Genomic DNA, 17,935 nt, shown 5'->3' on the forward strand with positions numbered 1-17,935 from the left:
TCATTGTAAAACGGGCGATGCCGACGGAGCCGCGCCCGGGACTGTTCCGGGCGGCCCTTCCAGACTCGGCTTGACCTTTTTGGGATTGGGCACGAACACCGGCGAGATCGGGTCGAGGAGATCTTCCTCATCGGCGGGCCATCCGGAAGGCGGCCCCACGATGACATCGAACACGAAAACAAGTCGCTCGCTCGTTCCAGCCGGCGCTCGAACATGGCCCAGCGCACGTTGCAGGATTGTACGGTCACCAAAGACCATCCGAGCCTCCGCCGGCTCGGCCAGCAACCGGCCGAAAATTTCCACCGCCTCGGGCTTCACAAACAACAGCGCTCGTTCGACGCCGCCTTTCTGATAGGAAAGCAGGCAGCACGACTCACGCATCCAGTCCAGCACGTTGTTGACGACCACATCGCGATCGCGCGTGGAGTCCCACACGCCGTCCATCGCGCGATAGCCGGGCTTGTTGGATTGTCCGCTGGCCATCACCGCGAAGTATCCGCCGTTGGCATCCTGCGTGCCGGCGAATCGAACCCCCGACAACCCGGTGATGCGCTCAATGTCCTCTGTTTTCAGTGCGGGCAGCTTATCTCTAAAATCGTCTTGAACCGCCCGCCAGTCATAGTGCTCCCCCGCCGGCGGTGGCGAGTGAACCGGCACCCGCTCGCTGGACGGCGGCGAATTCAGATAGGCCAGCCCCGGCACCGGCTCGTTGTTCCACTTGCTAAAGCGAATCGAAAAACCCCAGCCTCGGTCCAGCGGCGCGGGCCACGATTCGACCACCACGGTCAGCTCGTTCCACCCGGCGCGCAACGGGGCGTACGACGCCACCGTGTCCACCAGATTCCGATCCGCGAACTTATGTGCCGAGTAGTAGTCCCCCCGATGGATGCAGGCACCATTCAGCCAAACAGCTGCGCCGTCGTTCTGACCAATCCACATGCGCACGTCCTGATCCGCTGGCGAATAAACCCACGCCGTCGCGCGGGCCAGCGCCCAGCCTGCCCCGGGAAAAACCTCCGCTAGATTGATGAAGTCCGTCTCCGCATTAACGCGAATGGTCTTCTCCGGCGCGGCGGCCGGCAACGGATCGAGCACGTGCTTTTGCGGCGGGCCTTCCGCGGGCGGCGTGTCCTTCACGGGATACGGACCATCGATCTGCCACAGGTCGACGTAGCCGCCGGGAACGGGTGTATCGGCGATGCGCGGCCGCATGCACTCGTCACCGGCGAGGTGATAGCGCATCACCGATCGGACCGACGTGCCGATATTATGCGGTGGCTGCGTGCCGCATGCAGAAAGCGCTTCGCCGTCCGGCACGGCGGAGATCACTTCTCCCGCGCGAATCGCCCACAGGTAATGTTCGTACCACAATCGCATGTATTGCGGCCAGGTCGAATCGATGTACGTCGCCGAGAGCGCAGCCCCGCGCGGACCCTGATCCGGACCGACCGTGATGCTCGGCTTGCCCTGTTCTTCGGGCAACCGGGGCCGGATGCTGATGACGCTGTCGAACCAGCCGCGCCGCCCGATGAGATCCTCGGCAGGCGCCTCCAGCCCCTCGGCATACGTCACATACTCCCGCGGTTCGTAGTCCAGCACTTCGTAGAATGTTGTCGCAATGCGAAGCCGTCCGCCCGTCGCGCCCCAGATCATGGCCGCGCCGAGCAGCCAATGCTCCTTGATCGCGCGAAGATCGGCATTGGACAGCTTGGTGCCGCCGCGCTTGCGTTCGATGATCACCAGCGCGTACCAAACAGCCGGCTCCTGGAACCCGACGGCGTAACCGGCTCGCTGCATGTAATCAAGCAGTTTGATCGGACCGGTGTTCATGCGCTCGGCCATTTCACCCGCGCGATAGAAGCTGTCGGCATGCTTCGGATCAATGATGCGGGCCTCGTCAAATTCGTTAAACGCCTGCGAATAAAGCCCTGCCTGCTGAAGATACAAACCCCAGCGGTATCGCTCGTTGAGATTGCCCGACGGATTGTGCGGCCGGCCGTCGTAGGCCAGCTTGCGCAACCCGCGGCGCGCCATTCGCGCGATGCGCTCGTTGTCCGACTGGCTTAGCGCTTCGTAAGACTTGCGCGCATTGATCTTGTCGCCGCCTAAATCAAAGAACAGCGCCTGAAGAAACTGCTTCGCGACCGGATCGGGCGTCTCCTGAATCAGCTCCAGCAGCGGCCCAGAAGCGCGTTCGGGCAGCACCAGCACGTCGGGCATCGCCACCATCGGAATCGCGATGCCTTCGACCTCGCTCTCCAGCGTTACCTGAATCGTCAGGTTCCCGTTTTCAAACCCTGGATTGGCGCGAACGTCACCCAAATTGATGACGTACGCCGTGTTGTAATCCTGCAAATCCCAATCGGGCAACGCCTTCGTCCCGATCGTGAACTTCAGCTTCGCCGGAATCTGCTGCTCCACCGTCAGCGGCTGGTCTGACCCCACCACCGGCGGCTGTGACACGGCCTTCTTCGGGCGACTGCTGACCATCACAATGCCCAGCGGGAGATGACCCGATGCACTCGGTGGGAGGATGAATTTCTGTTCATGCGTGCCGGCGGGGATTTGCGCAAACCCCATCGGAATCCAGTTTACTTCGTAGTGGCTGCCGGCGCTTGCAGTCAGCGTCGAGACCCCAAGAAGAAACGCGCCGATGAGGCTCTTTCTCCCAAGCCCCGTCATTGCGTTGCGGCCGAACGCGAAAAGAATGAAACTGCGAACCCTCATGATCGATGCCTCAAGCTGCGGTAACATGATCCGGCGTCTGCATGGAAATCATCATAAACGCATCGAACCCACGTCGCCAATCAGGAGGGTCGCCGCGACGCGGAGTCGCTTGCGCGATGAGACGAACCCGCGCCTTGATCGGTCGAAGAAGTGTGCATCCACTCAAAGTCGCGGTCGTTCGCACCGACGGTGTCGCTTGTTGTTCGGGCGTCGCGCGCTGCCGGCATGAGTCGCGGCGATTGCCGTACCCGTCGCCGCAACCCCAGCCACGCCACGAGGAGCACCGCGACTGCGAGAACGACCCAGCGTTCGCTTGCCATGGAAACGCCACTGGAACGTTCCGCGGTACGATCCGACGTCGATGCCACGCTGACCATTCCATTCGTCACCACAACGACGCCGGCGCCGGATTGGCCGTCCGCCGTGCGAAACATGCGCGACTTCAGAAAGTATCCCGTCGCCCGTACCGGCAAGCCGATCGGCATCCTTGCCGGTTGCTCCATGCAGACAATCGTAACGATGGCATGCGAACCGGGCACCGAGAGTTCCAACTGCGTCAGGCGGCCCAATTCCGGCCGCGCGCGAATCTCATATTCCTCCCGACTCCGCAGAACCCCCTCCACCACCACAGGTCGTCCGCGAAAATCCGCCGGCCGCTCCATCAACTGCCGGATTGGGGTCGATGATTCGGATGCGGCTGCCAGCAATTCCTGTCGTGCCGCGGAGGATCGGGCGTGCGCGCAAAGCCAATAGAACGCCTCGTCGTCAAACGAAAACGTCCCATCGACCACCTGATCGAACATTTCTCTCGCCGCAGTGGCGCCTGGCTCCGTCCGAACAGGAGCGGCCCACTCCTGCACCGGCGAGACTGGCGGCGAGGCACACGAAGCCGGCAGTATGACCCAGGCGATGACACTCCACCACCGCTTCATGGTGCGCTCACTTCGCACAACCGCCTTGCTTCGTCGTGCAATTCCAGCAGCCGCGCCTGCCACGGCGGCCCACCAAGATCCGGATACCACGCTCGCTCGCTGGCGATGCCGCGCACCACGTCCCGCGCGCGACCCCGTCGAAGCTGATGCCGTAGCCAGCAATACCTTGCCTGCCAGTACAAGACCGGGTTCACGTCGCGCAGCGCGGTGTCTTCCAACAGACGACCCCATAGCGCTTCAGCGCGATCCGCCAGTCGCTCACGCTGTGATGCATCGGCCGATTCGGCCCGCGCCTCGTACAGCCGGGCTGACCATGCAATAAAATCGCCGCGTTGCGGCGCACGACGCATCAATTGCTCAAGCTGCGAAAGGGCTTCATCCGCTCGCCCGGCATCGGCCAGAAACCGCGCCCAGGCAAACCGCGCCACGACCTCCAACGCGCGATACTCCGGCTGGGACAGACACAACCCGGTCAAGCGTTCGGCCAGGCGCACACCATCCCCTGCAAGCTGCGCCGCTTTCTCGCGCTGACCGGCAACGTCGTATCGAGTGATTTCGTCGCCCATATCATCGAGTAGCGATTTCACCACGTCTCCTGCCCCGGGCCGGATCGGCGTCGACAGAATTTTCTGCATGACCTGCGACGCTTCCAAATTTCGACCGAGCTTTTGCAGGCAGCGCCAGCGGAGCGCCAGCACGTCTATTTCCGACTCAAGCGGCGCGAGCGCAACCAGCGCTTCGTCGAATGCCGCCACGCCGTCGGAGCTAAGAATGCGGCCCGCGACAAGGCGCGCCTGCCGGGAATCCTCGGTGGGCTTATCCGGCGGACTCGCTTCGGCGTAGGCCAGCCAGGCGGCTGCCGCTTCCTTCCCCACGGATTGAAGACTGGCATCGCCGGTTTCCCGCGACTGGTCGAACAACCTCTGACGACACGCCGCGATGCCACGGATCGCGCCGAGATGGTACGACGACGACGGTGGGATCCGTGCAAACGCCGCCACGGCCCCCTCCCAATCCCCCGTCTCCTGCAACGCCAACGCGGCGGAATACCGCGCTTCCTCCGCCAGGTCGTGCTTCGGCAGCCGTGTTGCCAAACGTTGCGATGCGCGGGCCAGCACGCGGCAGTCTTCCGGACGGCGGCCGGCCAGCGCCAGCTCGCGCGCGATCCGATAAGCCTGCTCGATGGATTGCGCCGCGACGAGATCGTCTGAACCGTCGCCGATCTTCTCAAAGAGCGACAAGGCATCCCGCGGCCGCCCCAATTTATATTGACAAAGCGCAAGATGAAACATGGCTGCATCGCGCGTGGACGGGTCCAGCCGGCGTTCCACGAGAACGTTCAGCAACGTCTCGGCCCGCGCGAAATCCCCGCGCGCCAGCCGCTCCTCCGCAGCCAGGCGAAGCGATGCGTCGGACAAAGTCTCCGGCTCCGCCGTGGCGGGCACGATTCGTTCGAGGTAGACGCGGGCAAGCGCCTCCCACGCCGGACCTCGACGGGCAACGTTCTCCATCTCCTCGATGGCGTGATCCCGAAGCGTCTCGAACGTCTCCGATGGGGCCCGCGCTATGGAACTCCCTGATTGATCCGAACCACCCGCGGTGCGATCCCGAATCATCGCCCGGGCCTCAACCATCCACGACCACGCGTGCAACACCGGTGCCAGCCGAATGTAAAATGCGCCGCCCGAGTCCCCTCGATTGACGGGCGCCTTCGCTAAGGCCCCGAACACGCGCCGCGCGGCATCCCACTTCCCCGCAGCCAGCAATACGCGGCCCAGCTCATGCTGCGCGCGCACGGACAGATCCATCGGCGCAGGAGAATCGACCGCTCGCTTCAGCACCGCCTCGGCCTCTTGCCACGCAGCCAGCTCCCGCAACGCGATTCCTTTCCCGATCAGGGCCCCCAGGCGCTCGTTCGCATCGTCGGATTCCCGGCTCAATGCATCAAACGCCGCCAACGCTTCATTCGCCCTTGCCGCACGGGCGGCGGGATCGGCTTCCGTCACCGTCGCACGGTACAACTGCGCCCACGCCAGCCCGGTCCGCTGCGCCTGCCCCAGCGCGCGCAGCGGCTGCGTCAAACCCAGCAGCATGAAGCGCTCTTCCGTCAAGCGCTTCGCATCCATCAGCCGGAACAGACCCTGCCCCGCCCGGCGATTCAGATCGATCACTTCAGCCAGCCCCGCATCCAGGGCTTTGCGATCACCCGCGAGGCCGCTGGTCATCTCCAGCCGATCCAATTCCGGCGCCAGCCGGTGTTTCAGGAGCAGATCCGCCAGTTCAACGCGACATTCCGCGAAATGAAACTCGATCCATTCGCTGCGCTCGGCGGTCGTTCCGGGATCCCGCGCAATTAAGTGTCGATATTCGCGTTCGGAGGCAATCAGAAAATCTCTGCGAACCGAATCGGTATGCGTGGTTGCCGCCGCCTGTCGATACGCGCGAGCCACGTGAATTCGGAAGGGTGCCGGCTGATTCTTCACCGCTTCCGCCACCAGTTCCGGCATCCCCCGATCGGACAACGCGCGGATCAGTCGATATGCCTCGCCGGTGAGACGACCTGCTTCGATCGCCGGGTCGTCCTGCGCGATGATCGGACTGGACGAAACCAACGCAGTCACCCATGCCAGCGCGATCACCGCGCGCACACGTTGCCGCTCATGGATCGGGAAAACTCGCACCATCAGGATGGCCCGTCTACCGTCGCGGCCGCCTGCCCGCGATCCACCGAAAACTGAACGCGCGCGAACCCCGCGCGCCGGGCAGCGTCCATCGCCGCCACGACGTGCTCGTATCGAACCGCCGGTTCCGCGCGAATCACGACGCGCGATTGCGAATCCGCGCCCGCCTCCACGCGCGACCGGAGAAATCCCTCCAGCGCCGGGAAGTCTCCATCGCGAATCGACTGGCCCATCACGCGGATGCCGCACCCCGCACCCTCGCCGCGATCGAGTTCAATCCGCACCGCCGGCACGATGCTGATCTGCGCCGCGCCGCCCGGTCCGGCCTGCGCCGGCAGTCGCGTGGAAAGGAAACCCTCGGTGAGCACGAAGCTCGTTCCCAGCATGAAAAAAATCAGTATGACCATGACCACATCGACCATCGGCGCAAGATTCGGCACGGTCGTATGCGCAATCGGGAATCCGCGGCGGTTCATGAGCGTCGCTCCTCCCGCCGCGCGGCCGCGAACGTGATTCGACGGATGTTCGCCTCGGCGCAAGCGCGCATCACCACCTCAATGTGGCGATACTCGAGCGCACGATCGGCACGAATCACGCAGTTCAGCTCGGGATCAATGGCCCCCGCTGCTTTCAATCGACGCGCAACGTCCTCGAGCGATGCCGGTTCGCCGCGGTATTGATACGTCGGCTCACCGCGCTCATCCGCGACGATCCCAATGACGACGCGATTGCCGAACTCCGTCGAGGCGGCGTCCTGCGCCGTGGCGGCGGCCGGCAGGTCGATCCGCACGTTCTCCCGCTCGACCATCTTGGTGGCGAGCATGAAAAAAATAAGCAGGCACATCATCACGTCCACCATCGGAGCAAGGTTCAGCGTCAGGGCGGTCGGTTGGGGTGGTCGGCGAATCATGTCGAGGAGCCTTCTAATTCGCGAAAAATCGGTGGCGAATCAGCGCGATTCAACGGGTTGCGGCTTGGCCGAAGACGCCGCCGTACCGCCGGCTGTGGCCACTTGCGGTGCATGGACCGCGCCGCCACCGCCGGGAGATGGCGGCGCCGGTCGAGGCGCGTCCGCCCCGAAACCCATCGCCGCCGGCCGGAAGTATTCGAGCAGATCCAGCACCGCCGCATGAGCCGACACGGTCAGGGCATCGACTCGGTTGCGACAGATGCCAAAGAACCCCAGCGCCACAATCGCGACACTCAACCCCAGGAACGTATTGACCAGCGCCAGGCTGATTCCGCCCGCGAGGTCCTCCGGGCGATAGGCGCCGTGCGTGTCCTGCATCGCGCCGAATGCCTTGATCATGCCGAGCACGGTTCCCAGCAACCCCAGCAACGGCGCGAGGTTCCCGATCACATTCAGATACTCGACGCGCCGGAACAATCGGCTGGTCCAGACCCCGGCGCGCTCGTCGGCGCACTCGCGCATCGCCTCAAAACCGTGTCGACCGTGCCGCAATCCGACTTCCAGCACGTCGGCGAACATGCTTCGCTGTGTCTTGAGCTGCTCAATGCACTCCTTGAACTTTCTCGCCTCGATCATCTGACGCATCTGCTCGATCGGTCCTTCCGGCGCGATTGATTTCCGACGAACACTCACAAACTGCTCGACGATGATCGTCACCGTCGCCAGCGACATCAGGGCGATGATCAGACCCGTCCATTCCGCCCCGTGAACTATCACGTTGAACAGCGTTCGCGAACCGGCGGCCGCCGTCGGCGTCGCGCCGCCATCGCCGAGGTCCTGCGCCCACGCCGTGCCGCCGAACATCGCCGCGACGCATAACGCGACTCCAATCCATCGTGTCTGGTTCATGCCGCTGTGGGTCCTTCCGGGTGTCGTTTCGCCCCGTCGCGCACCGGCACTTCACGGCAACGCCGTCGAAGCCTGTTCGCGCGATGCGCGATCCGAGACGTGTTTGTAAGTCCCGCGATTGGTTTCCGCAATACGCCGCAAAATGCGCTCGCCTTCGTCCATTGTGTCGTTCGCAAACAAAATTGTGTGAATCGTCGTACGCCGCTCCCGGTTCATCCGAGCGATCGTACTTAGCAGCTTGGAGTTCTGATCCCCGAAATCGCCATCCGACAGTAGATACATGACATCCGGCTTGTATTGCAGCGCCCGCCGCGCCGCCTCAACCGGCTCCGTCTGGCCGCGCGGCACCACCGACTTGATGGCATCAAACGCGTCGCGCTTGTTGTCCGCCGTGGCCCAGCGAAGCCGCTCGAACAGCTCGGTCGGCCGACCATCGTTGAACCAGATGACGTTGAACTGCTGGTCGGCACCGAGCGAACCGATCGCGCGCATCAACTCCTGCTGCAACGCAGAGAAGGCGTCGCCCATCGACCCGCTGCGATCCATGACGTACACAACGGACTGCGCGGCCTGACCTTCGCCGACGCCCCATAGGCTGCCCACCGATGCCCTCCCGGTGACATCGCGCTCGCCCAGTCCGGTGCCGTCGCCTTGACTTCCGCCGCGACCTCGCCCGACCGGGACAACGTCGGATCCTCCGATCGCGCTGACGGCCAGTTCGTCCAGCCCGGCGCCGCCGGCAGCCAGAAACGGCTTGATGGACGCGGTTCGCTCCGATGGCAACGCATCGTGGGTCAGATCGTTCAGCGTCGGGCCGTCAGGGGCGTCTTGTTGAGCCTCGCGAGCCGCTTGCTCCGCCTTGCCGGCGAAATGGAATCCCACCGCCGGTAAGTCTGCGATCCCATCAGTCAATTCCACTGAATAAGCTCGCTCGGTGATCCCTGGACGCGCCAACGACCAGGTCGCCGCCGCGAGGCCGAGCAGGCCCGCAGCATGGATTGCGACGCTTGCGAAAGCGGCCCCCACCCAGGATCCCCGTCGCGCGGGCAGGCGATGCAGCGCCTCACGCCGGTTCCGCAGTGCCGCGCGCGCATCGGCCCCGGCGGGATCTGATGGAGTACAATGGGACTGCGAACGCGACATGTTGACGGATTATATGCGCGAATCAGCTGTCCGCGCGGCCCGTTCGGCTGCCCGGAGCGTATTGGCCAGCAGCATGGCCACCGTCACCGGGCCGACTCCGCCGGGCACGGGCGTGATCGCCCGGGCCAGCGGTGCGACCTCATCGTACCGTACATCGCCGATCGTCTTTTTCTGATGCGTTCCGTCGGCTGCGACCACGCTGACCCGGTGCACGCCGACGTCGATCACGATCGTCCCCGGCGCGACGTGCTCGGCGCCGATCAGCCCCGCGGCGCCGGACGCGACCAGGAGGATCTCTGCGCCGCGCGTGTGCGCCGCGAGGTCCGCCGTGCGCGTGTGACAGACCGTCACCGTCGCATGCGCGTGCAGCAGCAACAAAGCCAGCGGCTTGCCGACGATGACGCTGCGCCCGACCACGACGGCATCGCGGCCTTCGATCGGCACGCCGGTTGAGTTGAGGCAGGCGAACGCCGCCGCCGCCGTACAAGGGACCAGCGCCTCGCGCCCCATGAAAAGGAGTCCGAGATTCGCACTCCCCACGCCCTCGACATCCTTCGCCGGCGCGATTCGCTGCTGGATCGTGAACGCGTCCCACGATTTGGGCAACGGCATTTGCAGAATGATCCCGCTCACCGACGCGTCGTGATTCAAACGCTCGATTTCGCGGATCGCATCCAACTCGGTCGCACCGGCAGGCAGCGCAACACGCTCGTACTCAATGCCCACCCCGGCTGCGTCCTTGCGCTGCGACTCGGCATACGCAGCCGCGGATGCATCGTCGCCGACCATCACCGCCGTCAGCTTCGGCACGATGCCTCGCGCACGCAACGCCGCCGCGGCCGACTTCGTTTCGGCGCGAATCGTCGCCGCGATGGCCTTGCCGTCGATGATCTGTGCGGTCAAGGGTTTCGTGCCTCCAGAAAGGCGTAAACGCGCTCCACAAACGCCGCATCCAATTCCCCGAAACGGCGTTCAAATGCGTCCAGGTCTTTCGCTCCGGTCCGCGTCGCCGTCAAGAAGTCGACCAGCGCGCGCGGCTGGGTCTCCGCAAGATAGTAAACCAACGCCCACGCCGACGCATACGCTGCTGACGCGCCCGCCGCGCCCGGGCCAAGCTCGCGCGGATCACCGACCACGCGTCGAAACAACGCCAGCCGTTCGCCCGCCGGAATCGCCATGGCATCCGCCAGCCGGTACGCATTGGGTCCGTCGGCGTTTTCGAAAAGCATCGCGGTTCCCTCGATCAGCCAGCGAGCCGCCCCCGCGCTCGTTGATTGGACACCGGTTGCCGCAAGGACCTGATGAGCGATTTCATGACGCACGACTGTCGCGATCACGGCTCGTTGAGCTGCTTCCAGTGCCCGGCGCGCGGCCTCCAGCGCCTTCTGCGCCGGTCCGGCGGCCGCGTGATTCGACTCGTTGCTGGCCCGATTCTGCGACGCAAGCTCGCGCTCCCGCCGCCACAACTGGTCACGCTGCGTTCGAACGGCCGTTGAATTGGCGAAGTTAAACAGCGCGCAAATTCCCGTCGCTTCGTCGAAGTACCCCGGCACGGATTCGCTCGCGGGGAAACCGGCCAGCCGGGCATGGCGTTCGTAGCCGCTGTATCGCTCGAACAAAAGCATCGGCATCCGGCCTGCCGGCGGACGATGCGGCAATTCGAGTTTGGCAATAAAACGCGACGCACCTCGAAACGTGTCTTCCGCCAGTTCCAGCACGCGACGAACCGTGCCGGCATCGCAATCGGAGAGCATCTCGAAGTGTTCGGTGTGATAGCGCCGAAACGAGCTGCCCAGCGCCGCCGAAAGAGAATCCAGCGGCGATGCAGCCGCCTGACTGCTTGCGATGGGATCGCGATGTGCCGAATCGCTCAATGCACTGCGCGATTGAGACGATCCGACGAGCGGAAACAACAGCGCCGCCGCGCCCGTCAAGCCTGCGATGCACCTCCGCGTCACGAACTTATGACCCCGCGCCGGCAAGTTGATGCCCCTGCCGCGGCGCGTACTTGTCCCCCTTGTAGGCGGACATCGCAACGGGCTTTTCGTCCAGCAGCTTCTTGAGGTACTGCGCCGCGGCCGGGAAAGCCTTTTCCGGATCGGCCAGTGACGGCGTCCAGAGTTTCGGCCAATCGAAAACCAGATACCCCAGGTAACCGATGCCCTTGAGCAACTGCACCATCCGCGCGATTTCCACGTTGCCTTGCCCCGGCAGTGCGTACCCTTCGAAGCACGTGCCGCTGAACTTCGCGTCGGTCACGTGCACGAGACCGATCTTGGAACCGAGCCGCGGGATGGATACCGTCGGCCGTTCGTTGCGCGTCCGCGCCGCCATGGGGTTCCAGCAGCATCGCATTGCCACCGATTCCACCGCGTCGACGAGGTACCAAATCGCGGCGCTGTCGGTGAAATCGCCGCTGTTCTCGATCAGTACCGTGACGCGCCGTGCCTCGGCGTATGCCGCCAGTTCGCGCAGCGCCTGGGCGATGCGGCCGAGCGTGACCTCGCGCCGTTCGTAGCCCAGAAGGCGTTTGGGAATCTCGGCCCCGAAAACCCGTACAAACGGACACTCCAGCCGCTGCGCCAAGTCGATGTATTCGCGCGCCTGGGCCTGATTGGCAGCGACCTCTTTCGGGTCGCGCATATGAAAGGCCGCGGACGACGCGAGGCAGATCAGCTCAACGCCCGCTTGACGCATGAGTTGCGATACCTTGCCCGGATTCGACGCCAGTTCCGGCGCAACCGGCAGATGCAACTGCCCCAAAAGTCCGCGCAGCTCGATTCCCTCGTAGCCGTATTCCTTGGCCCGCTCGACCATCTGGGCCAGTGTCCAGCCCGGACAGCCGACGCTGCTGAACGCCAGTTTCATTCGGTGCTCCATTCGATCCATCAAATGCCGCTGCGCGCATCCTGCACATCCTGCGGCAATGAACAGTCGGCAATCCTAGCATTGAATCAAATCGGTGGCCAGCTTCCACGGATAGCCGACAAGCGTTCGCGGCACCGCTTGAATGATGCCCGGAACGCCCATCTTATTGGCACAAATCGGCAACAGGTTGCCGACTGGTTGTGCAATCCAATACCATATAGGCAGCCGACCGGCGTATAACCGTGAGTTCAACTCCTGCCAACATCGAGCTTTCAACCAATCGCGACGCCGCGGGCGCGACCGTGATGACCGCCGTCCTCCCGGCGAGAACACTCGCCCAGGCGGTCCTCGTCAAACTTCCAGCGATCCTTACCGCTGGCCTGCTGCTGTTTACCTTCCTTCCGCGGGCACGGGAGAACCCCCGTCTCGGCTGGACCTTCATCGCCGCCGCCGGGCTGATGGCCGTCTGGCAGTTGATCCTCTGGGCCCTGTCACGTCGAAGGGGTCAGGCGCTGGCCGTCGAATTCGTCCCTGTTTCTTCGCATTATGTTCAGGCCTTCGTGCAGTTCTGCATTCTGATCTGGTGGGGCTGGTTTGCGCCCGAAGTTTACCTCGAATTCCCGCTGATCCTCGCACAGGTGGTGTTCCTCTACATCCTCGAAGCGCTCATTACCTGGAGCCGCGGGAGAACCTGGCGAATCGGCTTCGGACCCCTGCCGATCATCTTCAGCACGAACCTCTTGCTTTGGTTCAAGGACGATTGGTATTTCTTCCAGTTCGCAATGGTCGCACTCGGTGCGCTTGCCAAGCAGTTCATCACGTGGGAGCGAAACGGTCGCCGGACGCACATTTTCAACCCGTCGGCCTTCGGGCAGTTTCTCTTTGCGCTGGGGCTGATCTTCACGGGCACGACGAACGAGCTGACATGGGGCAAGCAGATCGCCGCATCGTTCGAAACGCCGCACATGCTGATCGTGATTTTCCTCGGCGGCCTGCTCGTCCAGTACTTGTTCCATGTCACGCTCATGACGCTGGCCGCGATGTCCATGCTCATCGTTCTCAATCTCGGGTACACACAGGCGACCGGGCTGTACTACTTTGTCAACGTCAACATCGCCGCGCCGATCTTCCTCGGCCTGCACCTGCTCATCACCGACCCCGCGACGTCTCCGCGAACCAACCTCGGACGCGTGATCTTCGGCGCGCTGTATGGCATCGGCTACTTCGTGTTGTTCCGCATGCTTGATCTTTACGAGGTGCCTCTCTTCTGGGACAAGCTCCTGCCCGTACCGATCCTGAACCTGTGTGTTCCGATGATTGAAAGGCTGACGCGCAGCGGCATCCTCGGGCGCTTCAATCAAGGATGGGAGTCGATCCTCCCGCCGCGCAGACTCAATCTTGCCCACATGGCTTGCTGGGCCGCGGTCTTCGGCGGAATGTATGCAACAGGCTATATCGAAGCGCCCCACCCCGGCAATTCAATCCCGTTCTGGAAGAAAGCCTTCGCCGAAAACCGCATGCACGCCGGGCACAGCCTCGTCCTCGCGGCCGGCGCGCAGGCGGAAGGGGGGCATTCCGGCGCCGCCTACAACGAACTCGGCCTGATCTGCATGGAGGGCAAGATCGTCCGCGAGAACCACGCCGCCGCCGCGAAACACTTCGCCCGCGCCTGCGAATTGGGCAACGTCGACGGCTGCGCCAACACGGTGATTCAGTTTCTCTTTCTGAAAGAGTGGAAATCCGACGCCGACGTGGACCATGCGCTGGATTTGCTTGAGGCAGTCTGCGACGCCGAGCCGGGTGTGGGCGCGTGTTTCCTCGTGGGCAAGGCTTACGAGACCGGTCGCGGGAGGCCGCGCGACTTGGCGCGAGCGATCGCTCTGTATGAGCGGTGTGGAAAGGACGATCTCTACGCGGCCAAAGGCCTGGCCCGCATTGCACTGCTGCCCGACGCGCCGTCGTATGTTCCCGGGGGAATCGAACAAACGCTCGTGCAGGCGAGCGTCTATGGCGATTCAGAAAGCTGCTGGTATCTTGCCTTCCTGTACGACCGCGGTTTGGGCGTCGCGAAAGACCCCGTCAAATCGCGGCGATTCCTCGAAGCCGCGTGCCGATTGGGCGTGAAAGAAGCCTGCGACATCAAGGCGATGCCGAGCCTGCCGCCGTTCACCAAGCCGCGCATGCTGGTTCCCGGTTGGTACTCGGCTTTCCCGTTGTCACCTTCCCCCGCTTCATGACCTGGTTGCCGAATCCTGCTAAATGACGGACCTGGTCGCCACACCCGCGCGGAACATCGCCGGAAGATCACTCACTCGTACCGCGCTAAGGCTGTCCAATTTCAGGTCCGCATGCGAATCCCGCACGGCTCGTCCTAGTCCGATGACCCGCATCCCGGCACCGCGCGCCAATTCGACACCGATTTGCGAATCTTCCACGACCACGCACCGCGCCGGATCGCATCGCATTGCAACGGCAGCGTGGGCGTATCGATTCGTCTGCCCGCGCGGCAGCCCAACCTGGCCATCCACGACGCGCTCAAACCGGTGAATCAATCCAATGCGGGTCAGCACCGTGCGCGCGTTCCGGCTGGCCGACACGGCCGCCAATCGAACGCCGGCATGCGAAAGATCGGACAGCAACTCGGCCGCTCCGGGCAAGGCGTCGCCGGGCGTCAGCCCTTCAAGACGTGAAACGTAATGGCCGTTCTTGCGATCCATCACGCGCTCGAAGTCCTCTGCCGGCAGTTCGCGCTCGCCCAGAATTAGCCGCAGGGAGTCCTCCCGCGAGCGGCCGCGCAGCAACGGAATGACGGAAGCGGGAATCTCAATGCCGATTTCCTCGGCGGCCTCGCGCCAGGCCGCGGCGTGAAGGTCCGCCGTGTCCGCCAGGACGCCGTCCACATCAAACAGAAATACGTCGATATTTAATCCCGACACCGCGGAAGCGGTCTGCGCAGCGATCGGGTTCGCTCGTTTCAAGATTGTGACGGCCATGCCCCTTTATCGACCGATCCCACCGCCGCCTTCACCCTGCTCCAGCCGCTTGACAGCACCCGTTGCGGCCAATGGAATCCGCCCGATGTCCGACACGCCGCACAACACTGCCGCGCAGCTCTGGCGCGTCCGCATCCCGCTGATCCTCACAGCCGCGGCCGTGTACATCCTGACGCCCCGATTTACCGGCGAAGTGTTCAAGACAGGCGGCCGCTTTCCTCCTTTCGCCGCGGCCTTTCTGGAGGGACGCTTGTCCGTCGAAACCGCGACCGCGCCGCTCGACGTGTTGGAGGAACTCATCCCCAGACCGGATGGAAAGCGGCTCTTTCTCGCGTATCCGCCTCTGCCGGCGATCCTGATGATGCCGTTTGTCGCGCTGCTTGGCGTCGGCGCGGTGACGACGCAACTGGCATGCCGCGTGGTAAGCGTTGTCAACGTTGCCGTGTTCGACCTCTGCGTCGTCCGCGCTGCGAAACTGCTCGGCAGACCTCCGCCCACACCGATCGCACGCGCCGCCCTGGGGCTGTTCTTTGCCTTTGGAACGGCGACCTGGCACAACGCACAATTCGGCGGCGACTGGCACTATGCCCATGCCGTGGCGCTGGCAGCCATGCTCGCAGGCACGGCTGAACACTGCGGCCGAAGGCGCCCCACCGTCGTCGGTGCGTGCATCGCCGCAGCACTCCTGACCCGACCGACCGCCGCGCTCTGCGGCGTATTCTTCCTGATGCCGTGGGTGCGTTCACGCGATTACTTATCGCTTTCTCGCGCGCTCATGCCGATCGGTGCTGGCGGACTGATGCTCGCCGTCTACAACGCCGCGCGCTTCGGCGACCCGCTGGACTTCGGTTACTCAAGAATGCTGCTCACCGGAATGGGCGAACGATTGATGGCCCAGTACGGCCAGTTTCATCCGCACTTCATTCCGCGAAACGCGTTCTGGTTCTTCCTTGCCCCGCCCTGGATCGCCACCGAGCCGGTCCTGCGGCTGACCTATGATCCGCGCGGATTGAGCCTGTTCCTCGCCTCCCCTGCCTTGATATACGCTTTCGTTTCGCTGCGAGCGCCACACCGCCAGGTCGGGCTGCGCGACGCATGGTTTGCCATGGCGCTGTGCCTGTTGCCGCTGCTCTCGTACTTCAACTCCGGCTTCTGGCAGTTCGGGCATCGCTTCGCGCTGGATTACCTGCCGATTCTCCTGCTCCTGATGATGGCCGGCATGAGTCCGCGCCCCAGTCGCACGACCTATATCCTGATGGCGATGTCCGTTGCCATGCAGACCTGGGGCGTCTTGATAGCCATACCCGCCCCGCTGCCGGCTTGGCTGGCCCCCGCACCCTGACGACCCGATGCAAGACACATTTCAGGACTCAAAACGAAGCAATCCGATTGAATTCGCCCGGCTTCGCAGGGTAGACTTGTAGCGGAGGACTCATGCACTCGTCGAATCGATTCCGGTTTTCGGTCGCCGTCCTGGTCGCAACGTCGATGCTCGGTGGTCGGACCTCGAACGCCGTAGCCCAAACCAAGCCTTCCCAAGATCGCGGCGGACGCGGCATCCTGCGGAATCTCGCGGCTACTCTTCTAAACAACACCGGCCGCCGACCGTGGATCCCCAACGGTGGAAACCGTACCGTGATCGTCACGTCACCCTCGTACGTTTATTCCAACGAACCGAGCAATCTCATCTTCAGTCCCGGCGCATATGATGTCAACCGGCCGACACAAGTTAATACGCCGCCCCCGCTCGCAACGCTGTACAATCCCGCACCCGCCTACGTGTCACCAGTGCGGGAACCGCCCATCACCACGTACATGAACACCACGACTCTTCGGCCGATCGGCGTCGCGGGCGGCGGCATGATCCCACGTTCGTCTCCCGCGGGATCCAGCATGCCGACGGCCCTGCCTGCCCGCCCCGTCCGTGATACGCGTGGGTTTTTTCCTCTTGGGCGCACCGCGTCACTGGAGGCCGCCAAATCAGCCGGCATTGCCATTGGCCGGGGCGAAATCGCATTCCAGCAAGGTCGTTACGAAGAGGCCCGTGGCGAATTTCTTCGCGCCCGAGAATGGGTGAAGGACGATGCCCACGTTTGTTTCAACATCGGCGTCTCGGAGTTTGCGCTGGGCCAATACGATCGCGCCGCGAAGGCGATTCACGAGGGGATTCTCCTTTCTCCGGACGACTACCTGACGTATCGCCTGCTGCCCCGCTATGACAGCCCTGAAAATCTCCGGGCGCAACGTGAGCGACTCGAGACGCACACGATCGCGAATCCGAAGGACACCGCCGCCTTGTTTGTTCTGACTTTGGTGCGATGGTGGTCGGGAGACGCCCGCGGCGCAATCAATGCGCTGGATCAATGGGAGAACGCGACCGAGAATCAAAGCGACGCAACGAGCCGCTTCAGTCAGAACCTGCGCCACTGGGCGGGCCGGGCGGCAGCGGCTGATCCAACCGCGCCCAAATGAAGCCGCCGTCAACGCGCGTTTCGTAGCGGCGCAGGTGAACGGTCTCGGAGAGCGTGCACCGGCCGCTTTCGAGATCAAACTTCCAGCAGTGCCATGGACATGTTACTTCGCGCCCTTCCACCTGCCCCGCCGCCAGATTTCCCCCCGCGTGCGGACAGGAATTCGCCGTGACCCAATAACGATCGGGCTTGACCAAGCGAAAAACCGCCAGCTCCAAACCGCCCGCCTCGACATACTTCACCGTCCCCGCCCGCAGAGCATCGGCCGGCAACAGACGTGTCCACTGTGTGTCGTCCATTC

The 17,935-nt window shown here is 63.7% G+C and carries 15 protein-coding genes; 3 read left to right on the plus strand and 12 right to left on the minus strand.

The features are described from left to right. The 10 genes from HRU71_01875 to HRU71_01920 form a co-directional block, all read right to left on the minus strand. A complete protein-coding gene (locus HRU71_01875) occupies positions 1–2,754 on the minus strand; it encodes a hypothetical protein (protein ID QOJ02304.1) in 2,754 nt (917 codons plus the stop codon). 53 nt (positions 2,755–2,807) lie between these two features. Further along, positions 2,808–3,659, minus strand: a complete 852-nt coding sequence (locus HRU71_01880; protein QOJ02305.1) for a hypothetical protein — start codon at positions 3,657–3,659, stop codon at positions 2,808–2,810. Next, complete coding sequence (locus HRU71_01885) at positions 3,656–6,343, minus strand: tetratricopeptide repeat protein (GenBank protein QOJ02306.1); 2,688 nt, start codon at positions 6,341–6,343, stop codon at positions 3,656–3,658. The genes HRU71_01880 and HRU71_01885 overlap by 4 nt, the downstream gene beginning before the upstream one ends. Beyond that, on the minus strand, positions 6,343–6,816 hold the full coding sequence (locus HRU71_01890) for a biopolymer transporter ExbD (GenBank protein QOJ02307.1): 474 nt from the start codon (positions 6,814–6,816) through the stop codon (positions 6,343–6,345). Before HRU71_01890 ends, HRU71_01885 begins: the two co-directional genes overlap by 1 nt. Beyond that, positions 6,813–7,250, minus strand: a complete 438-nt coding sequence (locus HRU71_01895; GenBank protein ID QOJ02308.1) for a biopolymer transporter ExbD — start codon at positions 7,248–7,250, stop codon at positions 6,813–6,815. Before HRU71_01895 ends, HRU71_01890 begins: the two co-directional genes overlap by 4 nt. 39 nt (positions 7,251–7,289) lie before the next feature. Beyond that, positions 7,290–8,159: a MotA/TolQ/ExbB proton channel family protein gene (locus tag HRU71_01900; GenBank protein QOJ02309.1), complete on the minus strand. Its 870-nt coding sequence runs from the start codon at positions 8,157–8,159 to the stop codon at positions 7,290–7,292. 51 nt (positions 8,160–8,210) lie between these two features. Continuing rightward, positions 8,211–9,077 carry a VWA domain-containing protein gene (locus tag HRU71_01905; GenBank protein QOJ02310.1) on the minus strand — a complete coding sequence of 289 codons (867 nt, stop codon included), beginning with the start codon at positions 9,075–9,077 and terminating at the stop codon, positions 8,211–8,213. 234 nt (positions 9,078–9,311) lie between these two features. Further along, the gene (locus HRU71_01910) at positions 9,312–10,205 is read right to left on the minus strand and encodes a bifunctional 5,10-methylenetetrahydrofolate dehydrogenase/5,10-methenyltetrahydrofolate cyclohydrolase (protein QOJ02311.1); all 894 of its coding nucleotides are present in this window, start codon (positions 10,203–10,205) and stop codon (positions 9,312–9,314) included. Further along, on the minus strand, positions 10,202–11,260 hold the full coding sequence (locus HRU71_01915; GenBank protein QOJ02312.1) for a DUF1570 domain-containing protein: 1,059 nt from the start codon (positions 11,258–11,260) through the stop codon (positions 10,202–10,204). Before HRU71_01915 ends, HRU71_01910 begins: the two co-directional genes overlap by 4 nt. 4 nt (positions 11,261–11,264) lie before the next feature. Further along, positions 11,265–12,170: a sugar phosphate isomerase/epimerase gene (locus tag HRU71_01920; protein ID QOJ02313.1), complete on the minus strand. Its 906-nt coding sequence runs from the start codon at positions 12,168–12,170 to the stop codon at positions 11,265–11,267. A 242-nt stretch (positions 12,171–12,412) separates the two neighbouring features. Between HRU71_01920 and HRU71_01925 the strand changes: the two genes are divergently transcribed. Next, entirely contained in the window at positions 12,413–14,407 is a 1,995-nt protein-coding gene (locus HRU71_01925; GenBank protein ID QOJ02314.1) for an SEL1-like repeat protein, read from the plus strand. Positions 14,408–14,425: 18 nt separating this feature from the next. Here HRU71_01925 and HRU71_01930 read toward each other — a convergent pair whose 3' ends face one another. Beyond that, positions 14,426–15,163 (minus strand): HAD-IA family hydrolase, encoded by a 738-nt coding sequence (locus HRU71_01930; GenBank protein ID QOJ02315.1) that lies wholly within the window; start codon positions 15,161–15,163, stop codon positions 14,426–14,428. 85 nt (positions 15,164–15,248) lie between these two features. Here HRU71_01930 and HRU71_01935 point away from each other — a divergent pair, with 85 nt between their 5' ends. Together HRU71_01935 and HRU71_01940 are read left to right on the plus strand one after the other, a co-directional pair. After that, entirely contained in the window at positions 15,249–16,505 is a 1,257-nt protein-coding gene (locus HRU71_01935; protein QOJ02316.1) for a DUF2029 domain-containing protein, read from the plus strand. 293 nt (positions 16,506–16,798) lie between these two features. Next, the gene (locus tag HRU71_01940) at positions 16,799–17,635 is read left to right on the plus strand and encodes a tetratricopeptide repeat protein (GenBank protein ID QOJ02317.1); all 837 of its coding nucleotides are present in this window, start codon (positions 16,799–16,801) and stop codon (positions 17,633–17,635) included. On the opposite strand, the gene HRU71_01945 is transcribed toward HRU71_01940, so the two are convergent. Then, positions 17,571–17,933, minus strand: a complete 363-nt coding sequence (locus HRU71_01945; protein QOJ02318.1) for a Rieske (2Fe-2S) protein — start codon at positions 17,931–17,933, stop codon at positions 17,571–17,573. The genes HRU71_01940 and HRU71_01945 overlap by 65 nt on opposite strands. Positions 17,934–17,935 lie beyond the last annotated feature (2 nt).

Source organism: Planctomycetia bacterium (assembly GCA_015200345.1).
Lineage (GTDB): Bacteria > Planctomycetota > Phycisphaerae > UBA1845 > UTPLA1 > PLA3.

Excerpts from the sequence above, each read along its gene's own strand:
- HRU71_01875 (QOJ02304.1), bottom strand. The coding sequence starts at position 2,754 with ATGTTACCGCAGCTTGAGGCATCGATCATGAGGGTTCGCAGTTTCATT.
- HRU71_01880 (QOJ02305.1), bottom strand. The coding sequence starts at position 3,659 with ATGAAGCGGTGGTGGAGTGTCATCGCCTGGGTCATACTGCCGGCTTCG.
- HRU71_01885 (QOJ02306.1), bottom strand. The coding sequence starts at position 6,343 with ATGGTGCGAGTTTTCCCGATCCATGAGCGGCAACGTGTGCGCGCGGTG.
- HRU71_01890 (QOJ02307.1), bottom strand. The coding sequence starts at position 6,816 with ATGAACCGCCGCGGATTCCCGATTGCGCATACGACCGTGCCGAATCTT.
- HRU71_01895 (QOJ02308.1), bottom strand. The coding sequence starts at position 7,250 with ATGATTCGCCGACCACCCCAACCGACCGCCCTGACGCTGAACCTTGCT.
- HRU71_01900 (QOJ02309.1), bottom strand. The coding sequence starts at position 8,159 with ATGAACCAGACACGATGGATTGGAGTCGCGTTATGCGTCGCGGCGATG.
- HRU71_01920 (QOJ02313.1), bottom strand. The coding sequence starts at position 12,170 with ATGAAACTGGCGTTCAGCAGCGTCGGCTGTCCGGGCTGGACACTGGCC.
- HRU71_01930 (QOJ02315.1), bottom strand. The coding sequence starts at position 15,163 with ATGGCCGTCACAATCTTGAAACGAGCGAACCCGATCGCTGCGCAGACC.
- HRU71_01935 (QOJ02316.1), top strand. The coding sequence starts at position 15,249 with ATGTCCGACACGCCGCACAACACTGCCGCGCAGCTCTGGCGCGTCCGC.
- HRU71_01945 (QOJ02318.1), bottom strand. The coding sequence starts at position 17,933 with ATGGACGACACACAGTGGACACGTCTGTTGCCGGCCGATGCTCTGCGG.